This is a genomic window from Bradyrhizobium sp. WSM1743 (genome assembly GCF_000473065.1).
Lineage (GTDB): Bacteria > Pseudomonadota > Alphaproteobacteria > Rhizobiales > Xanthobacteraceae > Bradyrhizobium.
Map to the genome: position 1 here is coordinate 16,819 of NZ_AXAZ01000025.1, position 19,611 is coordinate 36,429.

The 19,611-nt window shown below is 59.7% G+C and carries 18 protein-coding genes; 3 read left to right on the forward strand and 15 right to left on the reverse strand.

Annotated elements, in window-relative coordinates:
- Window positions 1–132: 132 nt before the first annotated feature.
- From YU9_RS0117195 to YU9_RS0117205, 3 genes are all read right to left on the reverse strand, one after another.
- The gene (locus YU9_RS0117195) at window positions 133–1,158 is read right to left on the reverse strand and encodes a nucleotidyltransferase family protein (protein WP_051380416.1); all 1,026 of its coding nucleotides are present in this window, start codon (window positions 1,156–1,158) and stop codon (window positions 133–135) included.
- Window positions 1,159–1,195: 37 nt separating this feature from the next.
- Window positions 1,196–2,398 (reverse strand): serine/threonine protein kinase, encoded by a 1,203-nt coding sequence (locus tag YU9_RS0117200; RefSeq protein ID WP_245266411.1) that lies wholly within the window; start codon window positions 2,396–2,398, stop codon window positions 1,196–1,198.
- Between the two features lie 123 nt (window positions 2,399–2,521).
- The gene (locus YU9_RS0117205) at window positions 2,522–2,797 is read right to left on the reverse strand and encodes a hypothetical protein (protein ID WP_245266413.1); all 276 of its coding nucleotides are present in this window, start codon (window positions 2,795–2,797) and stop codon (window positions 2,522–2,524) included.
- A 665-nt stretch (window positions 2,798–3,462) separates the two neighbouring features.
- Between YU9_RS0117205 and YU9_RS0117210 the strand changes: the two genes are divergently transcribed.
- Window positions 3,463–3,678, forward strand: coding sequence for a hypothetical protein (locus tag YU9_RS0117210; RefSeq protein ID WP_027573970.1), 216 nt, complete (start codon window positions 3,463–3,465; stop codon window positions 3,676–3,678).
- A gap of 722 nt (window positions 3,679–4,400) precedes the next feature.
- On the opposite strand, the gene YU9_RS0117220 is transcribed toward YU9_RS0117210, so the two are convergent.
- From YU9_RS0117220 to YU9_RS0117230, 3 genes are all read right to left on the reverse strand, one after another.
- Complete coding sequence (locus tag YU9_RS0117220) at window positions 4,401–6,245, reverse strand: diguanylate cyclase domain-containing protein (protein ID WP_156951958.1); 1,845 nt, start codon at window positions 6,243–6,245, stop codon at window positions 4,401–4,403.
- A gap of 270 nt (window positions 6,246–6,515) precedes the next feature.
- A complete protein-coding gene (locus tag YU9_RS0117225; RefSeq protein ID WP_036017393.1) occupies window positions 6,516–8,657 on the reverse strand; it encodes a glycosyltransferase in 2,142 nt (713 codons plus the stop codon).
- A gap of 21 nt (window positions 8,658–8,678) precedes the next feature.
- The gene (locus YU9_RS0117230) at window positions 8,679–9,959 is read right to left on the reverse strand and encodes an HlyD family secretion protein (RefSeq protein ID WP_245266414.1); all 1,281 of its coding nucleotides are present in this window, start codon (window positions 9,957–9,959) and stop codon (window positions 8,679–8,681) included.
- A gap of 251 nt (window positions 9,960–10,210) precedes the next feature.
- Between YU9_RS0117230 and YU9_RS47785 the strand changes: the two genes are divergently transcribed.
- A complete protein-coding gene (locus tag YU9_RS47785) occupies window positions 10,211–10,537 on the forward strand; it encodes a hypothetical protein (RefSeq protein WP_027573974.1) in 327 nt (108 codons plus the stop codon).
- A gap of 59 nt (window positions 10,538–10,596) precedes the next feature.
- Entirely contained in the window at window positions 10,597–11,604 is a 1,008-nt protein-coding gene (locus YU9_RS44640) for a hypothetical protein (RefSeq protein ID WP_156951947.1), read from the forward strand.
- Window positions 11,605–11,699: 95 nt separating this feature from the next.
- On the opposite strand, the gene YU9_RS0117250 is transcribed toward YU9_RS44640, so the two are convergent.
- From YU9_RS0117250 to YU9_RS0117290, 9 genes are all read right to left on the reverse strand, one after another.
- Window positions 11,700–12,149 carry a tetratricopeptide repeat protein gene (locus tag YU9_RS0117250; protein WP_245266416.1) on the reverse strand — a complete coding sequence of 150 codons (450 nt, stop codon included), beginning with the start codon at window positions 12,147–12,149 and terminating at the stop codon, window positions 11,700–11,702.
- Window positions 12,150–12,320: 171 nt separating this feature from the next.
- Window positions 12,321–12,713 carry a hypothetical protein gene (locus YU9_RS0117255; RefSeq protein ID WP_371259163.1) on the reverse strand — a complete coding sequence of 131 codons (393 nt, stop codon included), beginning with the start codon at window positions 12,711–12,713 and terminating at the stop codon, window positions 12,321–12,323.
- A gap of 20 nt (window positions 12,714–12,733) precedes the next feature.
- Complete coding sequence (locus YU9_RS0117260) at window positions 12,734–14,392, reverse strand: type II and III secretion system protein family protein (protein WP_027573977.1); 1,659 nt, start codon at window positions 14,390–14,392, stop codon at window positions 12,734–12,736.
- A 447-nt stretch (window positions 14,393–14,839) separates the two neighbouring features.
- Window positions 14,840–15,256, reverse strand: a complete 417-nt coding sequence (locus tag YU9_RS0117265) for a TadE family protein (RefSeq protein ID WP_245266418.1) — start codon at window positions 15,254–15,256, stop codon at window positions 14,840–14,842.
- On the reverse strand, window positions 15,256–16,593 hold the full coding sequence (locus YU9_RS0117270; protein ID WP_027573979.1) for a TadG family pilus assembly protein: 1,338 nt from the start codon (window positions 16,591–16,593) through the stop codon (window positions 15,256–15,258). Before YU9_RS0117270 ends, YU9_RS0117265 begins: the two co-directional genes overlap by 1 nt.
- A gap of 8 nt (window positions 16,594–16,601) precedes the next feature.
- The gene (locus YU9_RS0117275) at window positions 16,602–17,099 is read right to left on the reverse strand and encodes a hypothetical protein (RefSeq protein ID WP_245266419.1); all 498 of its coding nucleotides are present in this window, start codon (window positions 17,097–17,099) and stop codon (window positions 16,602–16,604) included.
- Window positions 17,100–17,129: 30 nt separating this feature from the next.
- Entirely contained in the window at window positions 17,130–17,777 is a 648-nt protein-coding gene (locus tag YU9_RS0117280; protein WP_027573981.1) for an isoprenylcysteine carboxylmethyltransferase family protein, read from the reverse strand.
- A gap of 2 nt (window positions 17,778–17,779) precedes the next feature.
- Window positions 17,780–18,688, reverse strand: a complete 909-nt coding sequence (locus tag YU9_RS0117285) for a type II secretion system F family protein (RefSeq protein ID WP_027573982.1) — start codon at window positions 18,686–18,688, stop codon at window positions 17,780–17,782.
- Window positions 18,685–19,602 (reverse strand): type II secretion system F family protein, encoded by a 918-nt coding sequence (locus YU9_RS0117290; protein WP_245266421.1) that lies wholly within the window; start codon window positions 19,600–19,602, stop codon window positions 18,685–18,687. The genes YU9_RS0117285 and YU9_RS0117290 overlap by 4 nt, the downstream gene beginning before the upstream one ends.
- Window positions 19,603–19,611 lie beyond the last annotated feature (9 nt).

The window sequence follows — 19,611 nt, forward strand, 5'->3', positions numbered from 1 at the left end:
CCGCCACTGCAAATGCCGGCATGCGCGAGATCGTTGGCCCAACGGATCGGCAGCTACCAGTTCGCTCCGCACGCAGTCTGATTGAACACATTCGCCTGGGGATGTGCCAGCCTCATCGAAGGCGCTCGTGGTTTAGACCTTCCCCGCGCGCACCGCGACGGCCGCCTTCAACAGAAACCGCAGGGTGTCCACCCGCGGCAAGGACCACAATCCACGCGAACGCGCAGCGGCTTGCGGGGCGCCACTTGCCGCCTTCCGGTAATTTCCGAGATCCAACGCCATCATTGCGAGGAAAGGCACGCGTGTGGCCGGAAAGCGTGCTTGCATCAACTGTCGCGTGAACTGCAGGCGGGGAATCAGTCGGGAGCGCAACGCGCGCGGAATCTCGACGCCAAGCAGCTCAGCAAGAGCGAACAGCTGGGTTTCAGCCGCGTTCTTCATCAATTCGCCCGAGACAAGAGAGCTAAGCTCCCCCCAATCGAGGCCCTCGGCGGAATTGTTCAGATCGCGTAATTCAACGAGGTGCCGCAGGTCGAGGTCGCCGAGCCAATACCCATAGTCTTGAAATTGATCATGGATGATCAACATGAGCGCTCGGTAGGTCGGCGTCGGGATATACACGTGTCCCCGCCCCAGCGCCGCCGGGACGCAATGGTTCAGCGCATGCCCGACGCTCTGGTAGAGGTACGCAGGACCTGGAGGTGCCTGCTGCAGGTCGATGGTCCCGACATCCTGCAACCGATTCAGCTCGACGTGCCATTTCTGGCTTTCGGGAGGCGTCTGATAATCAATGTCGTAGCCGATTGCACATAAAGCGGCGACTGCCATGCTGGCTTGGTCTGGCATAACCATAATGTCCAGATCGGACATTAGCCGAACGCCTCGCCGCTCCTCGGGCGCGGTCACCAGTGTCGATGCCCCCTTGAGCATGATCGGCATAATTCCCAGGCCGTTCATCGCAACGACGGCCTCCTCCAGTTGAGCAAGGAGGCGATTGTTGCGCAGCACGTTTCGGCGGTGGATATGACGAATATATGTGCAGACGTCCTCCGGCAGCATCGAGGCAAATTTGTCGACAAAGTCGATGAGCGCCGGCGTCGTCAGGGTCTGATTTGCAAGTCCGATTACGGACGTCCACTCTACGTCGACGGGTGGCATGCCTCGCAAGCAATTGCAGAGGCTCGTGAGCGCGCTGCTATGCCTTGCCATTGCACAATTCCATAAGCAAGCGCCGAGCCTCCACGGCCTCGCCATAGGTGAGTTGAAGCGATCGTGCGCCCGCGACAATCCGCTTCAAAGCGAAAAAGCCGGCCTGCGACAGTCTTCCGTCAGCAGCAAATGCGTTCTCGATGAGCCGCTTCATCGAATCCAACTGATCTATCGCGGTTAGTTCGGCCGGACCGCCCGCGCCCCGGTTTAGGAAGATGATCCAGCTTGCGGAAACGCATTGGTTCTGCGCATCCGGAATCGGTACGTACCGCACCCGAACGCCGTCGGAGCGGCAATGCGTCGCGTCATACCGGTTGCCATGTAGTCGCGACAGCAAGTCCCACGATCCCTCCTTGAGGGTGAGAGCAAACGGGATTCCGCAGATCATTCCGTCAGCGCCAACCAGCGCAACGTCATCGCCGGCGTACTGAAGTCCGGCGTCGATCAGTTGCAGCGTGAGGGTAGACTTTCCAGCTCCCGGCTGGCCGCATAACAGCAGGCCCATGCCGTCTTTCACGAGAGAGGCGGCATGAAGGGAGAAGACCCAACGATTGCTTCGAATCAGCCGCTCGGTGACGTGGGCTTTGATCGTAGGGGCCAGTGCTTCGACTTCACATCTGGCGATGCTGGAATCCTCTCCGCGCAAGAACACCTGTTCGTCCAGCATCATTGCCTCGATGGCGATGTCACCGTCGCCGCCGGCGTCCTGGTCCGAAACACAAAATGGCGAGATGAGCCGTCCCAGGAGATCCCGACTTGCAGCCCGGACGCTTATTCTGTGCCTACCAAGATTGGCTGAGAAGGCGCAATCGGCCGGCATTCGCCAATCGACTTCGAGCAACGCTCGATCGATCCAGACATTTACGACCTGTCGCGTGAACTGGCGTGCCGTGTGCTCGTCAATGCCTAGCGCTCCAAGCCCCTGATAGATGTCTTCCAGAGAGGCGCCTTGCGCCAACTTGCACCAAATGAATGCCCCTACTCGGTCGAGTTCAAAGATCTTCTGCCCTGCTTCGCTGAACAGCATTGATCGACCGTCCAGCAGCGCGAACACTGCATCCGGAGCCGGTCTCAACACCATCTCTGCCGACGATCTTTCCAGCACGGCTTCAACCAATGTGAACAAATCTGCCTCGCCCTGTACCGGCGAGGCGGCGACAGCGTCCGGGATGCGCTGTTGTCGCAGCACCCGGCAAACGGACGACCGCTGCCTGCGGCATTCAATCTAGCCCGGCCTGGGGCGTTTACGGTTCCTGTTCAGCCGAACACACGCCACCCGGTCGGGCTCGTTTCGAAATGACAATCCGGCCGGTCATGCCGCGAGTTGACCGTCCTTGCCCCCTTCCTGCGGAGAAATGCTCAACACCTGCTCTCCAAGAAGGCTCGCTCTCGCGAGCAACCGATGAGCATCCAATAGGTACCGATAAGCTTCGCGATCGGCACTCCGTTCTCTGAGAATGCGCTCCTTCTCGCCAATGTTTACCAATTCCGCGCGCATCTGAGCCAACAGCGCTGTCTCCGAGGTGAGGTTGTACCCGCTAAGAATTAATTCCCACATCATCTCCTCCAGCCGAAGAAACTTGGACAAGTTTAGCTTACGTGATCGGCAGCAATTAACAACGAGATTTACATATTTCGCCTATAATCAAAAATTGTTTCATATTTGAACCTCGCGCGATCGTTTAACACCACACACTGCAGCACGTACCGAACCCGATGCCGAGAACGGAGCTGCGGAAACTAGGAGAAGGCTGACTATTCGGTGATGCATCGCGTCGCGCAGCACTGCGCAAAAAAAATAAATCGGCCGAGAGTCGCAAATCGGACCGACAACGCAAATTCTTATTTGCACATTAAATGTAAACAGAGAATATTAACGAACTGCACCGAGGGGAGCGAAAACCAGTGATCCGGTTGGCTGATCTGTCCATCGAGAGGAAGATAATGATTTTGTTGCAGGGAGCACATTCCGCACGAAGTCGCAGGCATTTCGACACGACAATTGTTAGGGGCCTCCCAGAAGCTTTCGGTTGAGGTCGGAGCATCATTCAGCGTCGCCGCGCGAAGGCCGGCGGTACCCCAAGAATTCGCCAAGCAGGAATCCGGTCGGTTGGAGAAGCGTCGTCACGAGCAAGCTGCCCTTTGCTCGAACAACGACCCCAGGTGCGATGCCCCCCAAGTCCCGCACCGACGAGAGCGCGCTCCAACCGACCGGCCCTTTCACTCGAAAATACGTGTTTCAGGGAGGCTCGTATGGGCATGATCATGGTCAAATGTCCGCAAACCGGTCGCGCGATTCCTACCGGCATCAAGTCCGATCGTGAGACTTTCCTGCGGAGCATCGTGTTCTTCGGCAATACTCGCTGTCCGATCTGTCGGGCCGACCACAGCTGGTTCGCCCGCGAGGCCTGGGTCGAAGAGCCAATCGTCCGGACGGTCGAGATCCTTCGTGCGGCTCCCTCGTGCTGATGCAAATGACGAGTCCGTTTCAGAGGGTGCGCCCAAATTCTCCTTTTCCGATGCGCGGATCTTGTTGCAACGCATCAGAATAATGCTCGAAAATATTTCCGCGTATCGTCGTAAAGCGAACGGACGGCTCGAGCACCCATCCCTTAGACATTAGTGGCACGTCGTCACAAATCCGAGCCTCCCGTCGCGGATTCGGCTAGGGCCTGTTTGGGGGTGTTGTAGTGAGTAGTGGGGTTTGTAGCCTGGCCGTTCTGCGTCACACAACGATCGAGCTCGTTAGCCTGCTTGCTCAATTGCAGCGGCTCCGTGAGAAAGTTCGAAGCGCGGAAGCACGGCGCTTGGGAGAACGATGGCGATCCGCGCCGGCGTCGCGCGCGCGAAGGCGCCGAGCAACGAGGTATCGCACGCGGGCGTAGCCGGCGTGCCCCTGAGCGAGATCACCTGCGAGCGTCATATTCTTCCGAAACTCTACGCGCTAGTGCGCTTGTGTAAGGCACCGCTCGCCTCAGGGCCGTAGCGGTCCGATAACGCGCCGAGTCTCGGCGCATGTCGGTCGCTCGCTTTGATGCAGACCAGAACGAATAACGGCAGCCGCTTATTTCATTCCCAGATCAACGCCAGCTGGCACATGCTCTAGCCGGGTCACCACGCGGGCGGGATAAAGCGAGCCGATCTGAAAAACCTTCAAGAGCCTGGGCCGCTGCTCCAACTGAATCTGCCATTCAAGCTCGTATCGAGCCGGGCCATGCGATGATTTGCCCTGACATCACAAGGCTGTTGCGCCCGCCCTCCTTGGCGGCATATAGCGCTCTATCCGCAGCCGCTATCAATGACGCGCAATCCGCCTTGTCGGTCAGCGCCACATGTGTTGCGCCGCCGATGCTCACAGTGACCTGCTTGGACGGCGGGTTGAGCGCGTGCAGGATGCCGAGCTCCTGGATCGCTTGCTGAATTTGCTCGCCGACCTGCTTGCAACCTCCCGCATCAGTGTTCGGTAACAGCAAGGCGAATTCCTCGCCACCATACCGAGCCGCCAGGTCTGGCGGGCGTCTGGCGTGCTCGGCCAGGACCCTGGCGATCGAGCGAAGACACGCGTCGCCGGCCTGATGCCCGTACTGATCGTTGAAGCTCTTGAAACGATCGACGTCGATCAGCAACAGCGATAAAGGCGTTCCGTCGCGCCTGGCCCGATCCCATTCCGCCGCGAGCCGCTCGTCGAAGTGCCTGCGATTTGCCAATGACGTCAGGCCATCCGAAATCGCGAGAGCCGACAGCTTGTCCTCCAGAGCCTTATGCTCGGTCATGTCGCGCGAGATCGCTACCACGCCGTCGATGTCTCCACTCTGCGGATTCCTGGTGACGCGCAGCGCAGTTTCGATCCAGACCTCACTCTTCTCGCGATGACGGGTGCGATATGCAATTCTCGCCTCTTCGGCCTCGCCGTTCATCAGTGCGGAGATGGTTTGCTCAACCCGCGCCACGTCAGCGGAATTGATCCCGGCGAGAATTGACGTATTCACCAACTCGTTCGGAACCCAGCCAAGTACCCGAGCGCTGGATGGTGACGCATAGAGGATCTGTCTATCGGTCGCGATTCGCATCACCATATCGCCCGACTGTTCTGCCAGGAGACGAAAATCCGCCTCCTTGGCGACCAGGGCTGCGGCCATCTTTTGCCGCTGGTGCAATTGATGCACCAGCAAGAGCCCCGCGACCGCCAGCCCTCCTGCCAGCCCCAGGACTGCAGCCATGCGCCCCAGAGCGGCTCTGCGCCAGGGAGCCAAGACGTCGTCTTCGGATTCCGTGGCGACCACGAGAACAGGGTAGCGGGCGCTTCGTTGATAAAAGCTCAGACGCCGAACTCCGTCGAGAGGCGAGGTGAAGTAGTAGGCGCCCGCAGCCGGCCGCTCGTGGAGGTTCCTGAAAAGCGGAGCGCTGGACAGATCGCGGCCCGTGTATCCGCTGTCGGGACTGCGCGCGAGGACAATGCCGTCCGCGGCAGCCAGCGCGATCGAGCCATTCCGGCCGACGTCGAATCCGCCATAAAATTGCAGAAAATAGTCCAGGTCGATCGTGGTCAGGGCGACGCCGGCAAAACTGCCGTCGGGATGATTGAAGCGCCTTGACGCGGTGATGATCCATTGCCCGCCCGACCGACTCCTCACCGGACGTCCAATGAAGGTTCTCCGGTCGGCCACGGCACGATGATGCTGGAAGTAGTCCCGGTCGCTGTTGTTGCGACCGGCGAAGTCCACGGGCTCGCTGGTCGCGAGCCAGCGTCCGGTCTCATCATAGATAAACACCGCCCGGATTCGATTCGCGGCCTTGCGATAGGAAAGAAAGGCCTGAATCTTGGCAATTGCTGCAGGGCCAGTTCCCTCCAGTTCGAGCTGGCCAACCAGCACATTTAGAACAGTGTCCGTGAGCTCGAAGGTGTCGTCCGCGTGTTGCGTCAGCGATCGGGCCAGATTGGCCATGTCCGTTTCGGAACTCTTCAGTGTCGCCAGTCGCGAAGACCACTCCCGCCAACCGCTGACTGCGACAATCGCAACGCAGGCGACTGCCACAAATACGGATGCCCAGAACGTCAGACGCTCTTGGCGAAAATCGCTGCGGTGATCGGACAAGAGATGTTCCCTCAAGCCTGAGACCCGAAGACGACTCGGGCTATCACAGACTTGCCCCTTGTCGTTTGCGGTTTGTGGCAGAACATGGAAGGCGGCTGACAGCATCGAGAGCCGGCTTGTGTCGATCGACAGCACGCGGACCGCTCGACGAGCATGGGGTCAACACCGTCAGATCAGTCGCGGGCCTGGAGCACCGACCCGGCGATCCGGCTAAAGCCGGGTTCTGGTGAAACTTGTCGGATGCAAGCTTCGAGCTCCGGCGAGATGTGCCAAATCGGCGATCAGCGGTTGAGGCCGGATGATCAGGCTCTCGGCCGGCAGACGCTCAGTCGGTGAAGTTGCTGCGGGCTTGGCGCCACTTGTCTCGATTTGAGGCAACGGCGCGGCCATTGACCAGATGCTCTTGAGCATCGTCCTGTTCACCGACCACGCGATAGCGCAGTTGTCCTGCAGGCGGGCGACGGTGAAGAGCTTGCGGATCAACAGGTCTCGTTCAAGCGACTGCGGCAATTTGAACTGCACCCCGACGAACGGACTTCTTTGTTGCACGAACATCGCGTCGATCCAGCCCACCTGCATGATGTGCACGCGCAGCGGCTCTCCGCTGCGCGGACAGTCGATGCCGGAATCGAGCAGGACGCCCGCGCCGGAAAGGGAGATGTTGCTCATCCGCCCTGAAAGCAGCTCGCCTGTCTCAGTGTGGATCAAGACCGATTCGTCGACATCGAAGCGTTCCTCTGAACGTCCCATCCGCGCCTGTAGCGAGGTCATGCAGACGAAGAAGAGCACGACGATGTTCACGACCGACCAGAACGCGACCATCGGTAAAGCGGCGGGATGATCGATGATCCGCCACTCCGGAATGGTGTTCAGAACGAGACCGACAACCGTTAGCGCCATCAGGGCAGCCGACGGCCAGAATATCTCCGCGGCGTAGGTTGCCCGCCGCGCCGCGGCTCCCTTGGGCGTCACCCTGAAGGCATGTCCCTTCGGCTTGACGAGCGTTCCGAGCACCGTCGGTAGAATCTTGAAGCTCTGGATGGTCGCCGACACCTGAGCAGCGAGTGGAAAATGCGCGTGGGGCGCGAACCAGGAGATACCGCCGTTGAGCGCCAGAATCGCGGGGAACAAGTAATAGAAGACCGACTCTGGGGTGACATCGACAACGGGCGCGAGGCCGGTCCACATGAACACGATTGGAACCAGCACGACCATGAGCGCCCGCAAGCCCAATGAGAGCCAATGCGTCGGAAAAAAGAGGAGCCGATGCATCACGCTCAGTCCGGGGCCGAGCGGGCCGGCGGCGAGATACAGGGTCTGGATCGCGCCACGTGCCCAGCGTTGCCGTTGCACGAAAAAGGCGCCAAGGCTTTCCGGCGCCAATCCGATTGCCAGCGGTTCGCAAAGATAACGGGTAACGTATCCCTTGCGCAGCAGGACGAGCGTCAGCAGGATGTCTTCCGTGATGGACTGGGTCGGCAAGGAATCGCCTATCGCGCGGAGTGCTGCACGACGTGTGACGGAGTTGGATCCACAACAAAAGGCGCCATCCCAACCGTCGCGCGCGGGCATGATGGAATCGAAGAAGAATCGTTGTTCGTCCGGCAGTCCTCGGTGCAGGCCGAGATTCGCCTGCATCGGGTCCTCATTATAGAAGGCGTGCGGGATCTGAACGATTCCGATCTTTGGATGAGCGAAGAAGCCCATCGTGCGCATCAGGAAATTGCGCTGCGGCACGAAGTCCGCGTCAAAGATCGCGAAGAACTCGCCATGCGTCATCGTCAGGGCATGATTGATATTGCCTGCTTTCGCATTCAAATTGTCGGAACGGGTGAGATAGCCGGCCCCCTTGTGTTCGCAGAGTTCCTTGAGCCATGGCCTGCGACCATCATCCAGGACCCAGACCTGGAAATTCGGATAGTCCAGGCATTGTGCGCCCGTGATCGTCTTTTCCAGCACCTCGAACGGCTCGTCATAGGTTGGAATGAAGACGTCGACCGAGGGCAGCTCATCATCCGGCAGGCCGCGAAGCCGACGTTCGTGCCGATCTGCCTCGCTGCGGCGATCGGTCCTGCGAAGGAAGGTCAGATAGAGAATGAACTGATCCGTGAAGGTCAGGAGCTCAACGAAAAGACAGAACCAGATCCAGCCGACCTGATACCAGGTCCCGCTTGCCGGCAGTACCGTGGTGAAGACACGCCATTCGAGATAGCGGGCAACGACAAGCCAAACCCCGACGAAAATCGCGACACGCGCCCAAAGGCGCGCGACTGCAAAGGTCGGCGCCAACAGGTACATCGCTGCAAAGACGCCCAGCATCGGCGCGAACAGCTGAGAGAGAGACAGAGTCATGACCTGCACGGAATTTCTCACTCACAGGAATGACTGGTCGAGGTCCAGCCGAGCGGTCAGCCATTTCAGTTTCGACCCGACCAATCGAAGCAGGCCGTCGGCCCTGCGCTCGAAGCGCACTTCGGCCAACCGTCCGATATCGCAGGAGCCGTTGTGGTCGACCGCCGTCTCGTTGGGCGGTAACGAGATCTCAACCGTGATATTGCCCGGATCAGGCCGCGGCACCCGAGCCGCGAGCAGTCGATCATCGGCGTACGCCGCCGAGCCGCGAACTTGCCGGATCTGGCCGGTCTTCCACTCCCGACTCCCGATCAGGCGGACAGTCGCCGCATCCCCGGGCTTGATCTTCTCGAAATCGCGCTCGGGCAGTTCAACGACGATGAAACGGCGTTCGCAATCTGCAAAATCAAAGACCGATTGCCCTTCCGTGACCATCGAGCCCGGGCTGGCTGCGACCGACCAGACCACATGGGCCGCGGGCAACGATAAATCGTAGCGCTGAAGGCGTTCAAGTCGAGCGCGTTCCTCGGCGATCTCCGCAGCCAGCTGTGCGGAACGTGAGCTGTTCTGCAACAGGTCCGTCTCGAGCTCCTGGCGGCGGGCCACAAGCCGCTCGCGCTGCCGCTGAGAATAGGGCACGTCATTGGCATCGCCACGAAGATAAATGCCCTTCTCTGCCGCCGCCAACTCGGTCTTGAAGCGCTGCAGGCGCTCATCCGCCATCTGGCACCGCGTTGCGGTTGCCTCCTGAGACGCTTGGGCCTCGGCAGAACGGATCTGTGAACTGATGCCGAGCTTAACGAGCCTCTCCATCCGGCCGGCGACGTCGTTCCGCTGCCGCGCCTCGGCGAGACAGCCACCCCTTTCAGCCTCCGTTTCTCCGATCTCGTGGCTCAGGCGTGCCATCGCCCCCAAACGATAGTCCTCGCTGCGCTCGCGGAGCTTGCGATCGAGCTCGGCGATTTCCTCAAGTTGTCGACGTGCAAGCTCAGCGCGTTTGGTGGATACGGCAAGCTGCTGATCGAGGTCCATGAGGTGCCGGCGATCCGGCGAACGCGCCTCGACCAGCGACACGAGCCGGGTGCGCTGGAAATATTCACCTTTGCGTGGAAGATCAGGCGCGAGCTGACCGGCGATCGGCGCAGTCACTCGCATGAGCTCGGCGTTGACAAAGGCGGAGGGCGCGATTCTGTAGGTCACATACGGCAACAGGGCCCATCCGCTCAGAGCGATGATGCCGAGCGCGAGGGATCGTCGGACGATTCGGTTACGAATGAAGCGTTCGACATGCAAGCGGACCACGACTGGATCTCCAATAGGCTTTGGTCGCTGCACCTGCCTCAGCGAAGGTGGGCCAATCGCCGCGGCCCGCCCAGCATTGTCATGAAGTCTGCGTGTGAGGCACTGAGCAATCCGGCAGCATTGCTGCTAGCCGAACGGGTTCGTCGCGATCGCAGACTCCTCTTCGCAACCAAGAGAAGTTTATCTAGGTTTCACCACACCAGGTTAATTTGTGTCAAAACCGGGAGACTACGGCCCGAACAGAGATCAAGATGTCAGCTTATGCCGGCTTGAAGTCGGCGCGCCATTGGCGGCGATCTCCTCCGCTTGGACGCGCGAAGCTGTCTTCTCTAGTCGGTCGCGACTGGTCGTCGTCCCGGCTCTATGAAACCGGAGAGGATCATAAGGCCATTTCGCGTGACGGCGGCACGCACAGGTTTATCAAGCGCATGCAGACACGCGTGGAGATCCAGGCGATGATCGGACTGCGCGACGACGAAGCTCTCGCGCTCATGAACGAGATCCTAAGCCCATGTGAGGACCGGGAGCAGCTTGACTCAGGCTGCAGGTTGGCTGCTAATCGCCAGTCTCGAGGCTAGTTCATTTTCGGCGGCATGGAGACCCGACGTAGCTGCCGCTAGGGACCCGCGATAGCTCAGTGAAGTCCAATTTTGCAGTTCTTGCTCTACTCGCCGCGCGCCCACGAGGACGTGCGAGCTTTGAGGAAATAGAGCGGGATGCGGACGCCATACGCATTGAAGGCGAGCCACTGCCGGATCAAGAAGCTCTCGATGATGTCGATCTTTTCAAAGCCGGACTTGTGACTCCTGATGGTGATGGCTTGCGGATCACCGACACCGGGCGAGCAGCATTGAACGCGCTGAGAGAGTCGAGACAGGCGTCACCTCATACTATCGACGCGAAAGGCTGGAGGGATGATCAGGGCTCCCTTGTTTTTCGCGCGACCTCTGTCGATGAGCCCGCTTCCCTGCATGGGTTCGGATCTGCTGCAGAAGCGCGGTCGGAGAGCCGCTCAGGGAAAGGCAACGTATTCCCGGACGTCGCTGCCGCATTCCGCCGTCTCGGTACGTGGTGGCGCAAGCACCTGGACCACGAGCTTCCGGACCGGAAAATGCAGCATCGAAGCCGAAATGCGATCGGCGCCGTCATCGCGCTCCTGAGCCTCATGTTGCTTGCCATGTGCGCCGGAGCAGCTGCCGTCGTGATGCAGTTCAGGTCGACGAAATCAGAGATCGCTTACCTGCAACGTGAGGTGCTATCGCTGAAGGAACGATTGACGCGCATTGATCAGGCCGAGAGGGCTAGGCAGCTCGAGAAAGCGAACACCGAGCGGGCCAAGTCTGGAGACAACAAGTCTGGAGACAACAAGTCCGGAGACAATCTGGCGCAAGAAGCAGCCCTAAATCTCTCGGCCGACGAGATTCGGCTCATACGAGACTACATCAAGCCGGCCCAGTCAGTGGATCGGGCAGTTGCGCCCATGAACGTGGGTGATCCCATCATTGGCCCAACCATCCCCCTTCCTTCTCCTCTCACAGAGAAGGTGCCCAAATTGATCGGCGCCAGATTTGCAATCCGCAACGGTGCGATCATCATCGTCAAACGGGACAGCCGTCGGGCTGACGCTGTGCTGGGGCCGAACTAGGATTGACTGCCGGCACAGTGCGGGCTCCTCGATGTCCTGAACTGTGAACTACGCTCTCCGATCTCGAACGGCCTTCGACCGGTCCGTGGTCGATTCTACGGCTGATTGTTTGGCGGCCTTTCAATGAAGCGCCGGCTGCCATTGAGAAGTTCAAGGTTATTGGCGATCACCGGGTTGCCTGGATCGAGCGAATAGGCCTTCTCAAACTTTCGCCGCGCCGCGCTCAGATTGCCGCGCAGCATGTACGAATATCCCTGGTCATTCAGGACTTGCACGGTTTCGCCCCCCAGCCGGATCGCTTGCGCATAGGCTTGATCGGCGAGATCAAAGCGACGTATCCGATCATAGCTCGCCGCGAGTCCAATCCAGGCCGTCACGTCCTTCGGCGATTTCTCGACAGCATCCCTGAAATAGCGATTAGCGATTCCGTAACTGCCGCGGTTGAAATGCTCCAGCCCCAAGCGCACGGGCTCGTCAGAGGGGTAATATTTGACGTCGGTCGGTTCCTGTACGGGGTCTCCACCCGGCGGATCCACGGGGGCCACGATTGCGGCCTCCCTCACCGTGTAGTCGCACGCCGCAAGGCCAGTCCCCAACCAGCAACAGGTCAGCATTAGAATGAGACGCCGCATAAACCCTAGTCCCCCGCGCGGCCCAGCAGACTCACTGCACCGTTCGTAAAAAAAATCACCGCTAATTTTACTTACCAAAACCAGTTACCTATTCGCCGCGCCACCAACCGGCACTGATACTCCAGCAGTCGATCCAGCCCCCAATCCTTCTATGTTGACGTTCTGGGTTGGGGCAGTCCGCACGCCCATTTGTTTCGTCCCATCGCCAATGTCGGGAAGCTGATCCACCGGCTGTTTCGTGTTGCCATAGCGTGTCACGGCGGCGCCCACGCGCCGGGCGTCGTACGCGATCCTGCGATCACCGACGTTTCGCGGCCATGGATGAATTGTATGGGTGACGGCGTTGACTTCCTTGGCATTGCCGGCACTCATCGTGATGGTGTCGGAACGCTGGAAGTAGCGGTCCACCTCGTCATGACCGGCGACCCCGTAACATCCCCCGAGCAGGAGCGGCGCGAACAGAGCCAGATACCTCATGGTCATCTCCCGCTTCCTTCTCAATTGAGCGTTTTCACGACCGGCTGGTTCGCAGCAGCCGGTACCGGAATGGTCGCAGTGACCTCAGGAGCGATGATGTGCCCATAGGGTCCCTTAACGTCGCCGCCGGAATTGACGTAGTCATTATAACGCTTGCGGACTTCCATCTGGCCATTGAGGAAGAAATCGACGTCGTTGGCCGGAAGGCGGGAGTCGAGCGGCGACGCCAGTTGCTGACCGGGCGCGGCCGGCGCGACCAGGCGCGGCGTCACGATGATGACGAGATCGGTTTCCTCCTGCTGGTACGACTTGCTGCTGAACAAGGCTCCAAGCACGGGTACCGAGCCGATCCAGGGCAATTGCGAAACGTCCTGACGATTGCGAGTCTGCAGCAAGCCGGCGATCGCAAAACTCTGGCCGTCGCGCAGCTCGACCGTCGTGCGCGCATCGCGGCGGGTCAATGCCGGAACAGTGGTCCCCTGAATCGTCACCGCATTGGCGAAATCAAGCTCGCTGACCGACGGCTCCACCCGAAGGTTGATCACGCCCCGCGAGAGAACGGTGGGAACAAAAGCCAGTTCGACACCGAACTTCTTGTAGTCGATGGTGATGGTGGGGAAGCCGTTCGTCGTCTGCGTCGGTATCGGCACCGGAAACTCACCGCCGGCCAGGAAGCGGGCGGCATCGCCGGAAAGCGTGGTCAGGTTTGGCTCAGCCAACCTGCGGGCCAATCCCTTGGTTTCCAGGGCCGAGATCAACAGGTCCACCGAGCCGCCATTGCTGGTTCTAATGAGACTGGTCAACAAGCTGCCGAATGGGGCCGGCGCGATGCCCCCCGCTGTACCGGCGAGCGTTCCCAGAGTTCCGAGTATCGGAAGACTTCCCGTAGGAGAGGCGCCAACAGGCGTACCGCCACTATTCCCTACGGGGTTTTGGACCGTATTAATACCACCGATCGGGCGTCGGCCCGTTGCGCTGGTCGCACCACCAAGCCCCGTGTTCCCAACATTGGTCCCGTTGGCATTCGCCGCATACAGATTGACGCCCAAGTTGCGTCCAGCCTCCCGGCTCACCTCGAGAAAGCGCACCTCGAGCATCACCTGTTGCGGCGCCGCGACGCTCATCGCGTTAACGACGACGCCCCCTTTCGCGACCGTACTGGTGGCGATCGCCATGGCCCGCTCGGCGGTAACCGCGTCGGCTGCGGTCCCGCTCAACACCACCTGTCCCTCGGAAGCCGACACGCGAATACCTTGGCCACCGGTGCTGGTCCGGATGTTCTGCTGTAGATTTCCGGTATCGATCACGACCTCGACGTCGAGGATCCCGATCTGCTTCATCGATGAATCAAATAGTATGACGTTTGTCGTACCGGTCTGCTTGCCCTGCACGTAAATGAGTTGATCGCTCAACGATTTCACGTCGACGATGTCAGGCGAGCCGGCCACAATGGTCGCGAAAGCCGTATCGACCTTGAAGGTGCGTGACTTGTTGACGACCACCTTGACCCGCTGGACGTCGCTCATTTCGCTGACGAAGACGCCGCCGGAGGAACCCCGCCGCTCTGCAGCCGCCGCGTGGTCCGCGAACCCAGACGAGGCGAGCGCCGCGCCCAGCCCCATCGCACCGAAGGCGAGAAGCCTCCCTACAGTCTTACCGGAAATGCGACCGCCACCCATTCGAGTCCCCCGCTGCGATCCGCGGCATCCCCCGCAAATCTACGTGCTTGATATCCCCGACAGTTCCCCTCTGCGCACCACGTCGCAGAGCTTACAAGCTGTCCAACTACAATTCGTTACTTCGCGTTTCCAAGATCATCGTCCTTCAAACAGCCTCCTTGCAAGAAGAGACGCTTACCGCACAGCCTCAAGTGGCAAAGAAAACTTTCCAATGTTGCGGGCGCGCATCATTTCCTCTTCTTCCGTTGTCGAATCTCGCTGGCTTGCAGGCTTGGAGACGCCCACGCACTCGCCAACCCGACCGGCGCGGCCGGGAGGCGAGGTCGGGTAAAAACGCGTCAGGTATGCTGCCATATTCAAGGTGTGAGTTGGGCCGAGCCCATTGTCGGCATTGTCGCCGTTGCCAGGGGCCGGTCGGGTGCTCATCGGCTGATGCTCGGGAGTGCGCTAGAAGGGAATTTGCGTTGACGCGCTCGGCGCATTGAGTGTCGTGCCCCATATCGGCATCAGCATGGTGAAGCCAGCTTGAGAAGCTGTCACGGTCAGATTGTTGCCGCTGGATGCCACGCTCAGCGTCGGCGTGAGACCGCCGCGATACAGGAACGGCGCGGCATTCTGCTTGTCGGCCGTGGACAGGTAATCGGTGGTGCAGCCGGACGGCGACTGGGGCGGGCTCTGAGTCAGGTTAGGCGTGTAGCACTTGATCATGACCGCTCGGGCTCCGGCGCTCGCGAGCGTCCGCAAGGACTGCATCGTGATGGCATAGCGTCCGAGATCGAAGATAACGAACATCAATGTGAAAAGCGGCACGAACACCATGATAAATTCAAACGGCGCAGTACCGCGATTGTCGAGCTTTCTCATCACTGCACCAAAGCGACAACTTGGGTGTAAATGATGGTGGCCGGAGCACACCCTTGCGTGCTCAGATAGCCGCCACCACTCATGTCGAGCGTTTTCGCGATCACTTGTGAACAGGTCGTATTGGTGCTGGCAGTCGTTCCGGCCCAGCTAACGTCGACCTTGGGGAAGTACAGAGCCCCGCCCAGACTAACTTGACCACCACCGTTGATAGTGACCTTGTTGCTGGTCTTGCTCGGCGCCTGATCATCAATCAGGACGCCATTCAGATCAGAAGAGAAGGTGTTCGTCACAGGCGCGGAGAGGTCGACCGTACCCCCGTTGATAGTAAGCTGAGAATCTCCGAGCAATACGAGCGTTACGCCTGTGCCTTTCAGTTGTCCGCCGGTGATCTTGATTGTTGCTTTGTAGAAGAAATATGTTCCCGGCTCAAAAACGTACTTGTCCCCGTTCTGCACCGTGAAACTGCCGTAAGCTCCAGTCCCTGAACTGTTGGGCGCGCAATGCTTCCATCCATCCGCCTGAACAGGGCATGATGGACTTGTATTGCCAGTCCTGCTGTTGAACGATTCGGTGTCCAGTTTGCTGAGCGGATTGTTAGCGTACGTCATAAAATAATTGTGCGGCACGCTAACACTACTGCAAGTGCCTGATGGCGTGCAGCCACTTACACCATAGATCGCCCATCCTGAACCCGTGAAAGCTGGAGAACTGGCAAGTTGAACACTTGTGTCCGACATCAGCGCGCAGCCCGTTCCGTTGTTGCTCAGATTGCCGCCAAGCTTGAGTGCGCCTGAGTCTGGTCCAAGCGCCAAGGCGCACGCCTTGGTCGGCTGCTGGACCAGCGCTATGGCTTGGGCGGGGATGTCGACGGTCGTCAAACCCAGCACTGCCGACAAGTAGGCCGGTTGTTGCTGGCTGACTCTGGCGCGAACGGCGTTGCCGGTGCCTGCTGGCGGCGTTGTGAACGTGCCCGCATTGTAGGTGCCGATATCGATCTGCACGGCTCGCGAGACTCTGGTCGGAAGGCTGGTCGCACAGTTTCTGCCCGGATAGGCGGTGGTGTCGTTTGGACTCGAGTTGCAGAACCCGTTCTGTGCCGCAAATTCCTTGGCGCGATAATCCACGGACTGTGTATCGCAGGCAGCACCAGCCATCGTGCAGGAAAGCCGCAACGCACCCGAGTAGGCCGCCGAGTCGGCGGCGTTCTGTGCGTGCTTGTGGGTGACGTACCACGATCCGGCCTCGGCCCCGAGCGCGACGACTCCGATGAGCGGCACGAGGGCGATGACTGTTGCGAATGCGGCCGAGCCTTGTCGGGAACGGAGCGGATTACGCATGGAAACACCTACTGGAAGCGCTCTGAGTAAGACAGCGTGTATGTACAACTGTTGGGACAGAGCACCGACGTCAACACAATCGGCGCCAACGTGACGGTCGTCGAAAACGTAATGTACTTGGGAGAAGCAATATTGCTCGGCGAGCACGCAGCACCGGCGTCTCCGCATAAGACCTGGATGTTGCCGATCGCATGACCTGCAACCGTTGTCTGAAGCCCTGCCCCCCAGGTCACCGTGCCGTCGGGGCCGAGCGGATTATAGTACTGAACATATTGCCCGAAAGATCGCAGCGCCGTCCACGCGGAGATAAACCGGAATCCCGCGGCAGCGACGTCGGCGAGCGGCATCAGCAGGAACGACACCAGGAATATGTAAACGATGACTGTCTCGAACGCGACGGCGCCGCGCTGATCGGCGATGAAGGACGCTCGACGATGCGCACACCTGGCACGACGGGGGCTTACCACGTGCGATCGCGGCGCCCTAGCCGCCGCGATTTGAACCATGTCCACCACAATCCCGCAACGCATAGCCGCTCACCAAACGTAAGGGATCACTCGCCAACGTGATGCTTCGTAACTCGAATACTCAGGGCAATTGCGCCGAAGCAGGTCTTCTTCGTAAAGTATTCGGCAGACTTGAATGCCTATATGCAGGAACAGTACGATCACCGTAACCGGTGTCAGGTATTGCAGCACGACGCCCAGCACCACGATTTCTTCTGCGACATAGAGCGGGTGCTTGATCCATCGATACGGACCGGTCTGGACCACCGAGCGCGCCTGTGGCACCAGGCTGAACGACCGACCCAGATGTCGGATGGTGACCAGCATCATGATCGTGCCGACCAGCACGCAAGCCGTCGATGCCAGGTTGGGCAGCGTGTCGTCGGTTTTGCCGAGGAAGCTGATCGTCCATGGTAGATAGCTGCCGACGAAGGCGGCTATTCTTGGAAGCAGGCCGTCTGCATGCGCCTTTGCCGGTGAGCGCGTCATGATCAACAGCGCCAGGAGCATGTAGAAGATGCCAAGGCAAAAACTCGACAAGAGCGAGGGCCATGGATCGGCCAGCGACGCCCCAATCCTGACGGCGACGCAAAGTGCCAGCAACATGAACCACAAGCTGCCCAGCAGCCGCATGATCCGATCGTAAGATCCGCTCTTCGAGAGGGCAATTGTGCTCATGGCTACTTTCCGAAACTGGCGAACGAACGCACGAGGTGCAGAACGGGACTTCCCCCCATGATGACGAACATGGCGGGAAGCAGGAACAGCACCATCGGAATGGTCAGCTTGGCGCCCAACTTGTGTGCTCTTTCTTCCAGCTTGGTGATGCGCTCCCGCCGCAGGTCGAGCGCGATACTGCGTAGCGCCTGGCCCAACGGCGTTCCGTATTGCAGGCTCTGGCTGATCATTGTGCCGAACCGGCGAAGACCATCCGAAGTGGACGCTAAATTCTCGAAGGCCTCGACGCGACTTGGCAGTATCCGGAGATCATCAAGAAGACGGTGCAGCACCCAGGCCATGGCAGGATTGGTCGACCGCATTTCTTCGGCGACACGCCCCAGCCCGCTTTCCATGCCCATTCCGGCCTCGCTGCATACGATCAGCAAATCGATCATATCTGGCGTGCCTAGCCGAATGGCAGCATCAAACCGCCGCTTCATCACCGACAGAACCAATCGCGGACCCAGGATTCCGATCACCACACCCATCAGCGTGAAGACCAGCACGTCGGCAGGTCCCCTTCCCGAAAGCTGCGCCAGAAGCAGCGCAATGACCGGGAAAGCGAACATGCTGACGACCTTGATGCCGATCCAGACCGGCAAGGTTCGATGATGATTGAACCCCGATGAGTGGAGGATCGTTCGTAGCTCCTCCAGATTCTCCTCGGCGTAGAACCGCCGATAGCGCGTGCCCAGCCATGAAAACCAACCGGTCAGGTCCTTGAAGGGGGCTGACCGGTAGGGGATACCCATCACGGCGTTTGACACCCGGGTGTCCAATGCACGGACGTGCAGCTCGCGGATGGTCAACATGCAGGCCGCAGTCCCAGCTGCTACTGCGAGCGCCACCAGACCGAGACCAAACATCATAGTTCTGTTTCCCGCCTGACCATCCAGCTTATCACCAGATGCCCGATAAGCACCGAGACTATCGCGTAAGCCAGAAGCTTGTTTCCAGTCGGATCAGAGAACAACAGATCGACGTTCTGCGGATTGGCCGCGTAGAGCATCGCTCCGGCAATCAGGGGCGAGATCGTGAGTGCTCGCGAGGAAAAAATCACTTCTCCCGCCAGCGCCTTGGCGCGAGCAGCGAGCGCAACACGCTGACTCACTGTATCGCCCAGCGTCTGCAAGGTCTCGGCCATGCTGCCGCCGGACTTCAACTGGACTGCAAGTGTCACCGCAAACATCGCATACTCTGCCACTTGCGTTCGCCGATAGACGGCCTCGACGGCTTCCTCTGGAGGTCTTCCCAGATTCATTTCGCTGCATACGATTGCAAACTGCCCAGACGTTGGTTGCGGCATCTCGCGCGCGATGGTGCGAAATGCTTCGTGCACGGGCAGACCCGATCGAACCGTACTTGTCACCAGCTGAATGGCGTCAGGCAGCTGTCGGAAAAGTTGACTGGCGAAGCGACGCTGCTGCCATCCAAACAGACCTCGCACGACCACCACGGCGGCAATTGCAGCCGCGACAGACACGTAGAAAATGGAAAATCCCAGCAGGCTATTTGCATAGAAGATCGCTGCTACCGTGATGACGGCAGCAAGCAGCACATACGCCGGATGCCAGGTATGAACCATCTCGGGCCTGTAATTGGTCAAACGGTGGAGAAGCAGATACCGGGATCCGGCCTCCGCCCGGCGAATGGATGGCAGGTTGGCCGGATGGGAGGCCGGTAGAGCGACCGCCAGCCGGCGGTCCATGCGTCGCTCCCGGCCGTCGAGCCACAAGGAGCTGGCGGCTGCGCACATCGCAAGCACCAGAACAGCGACGATCACGGACTCAGG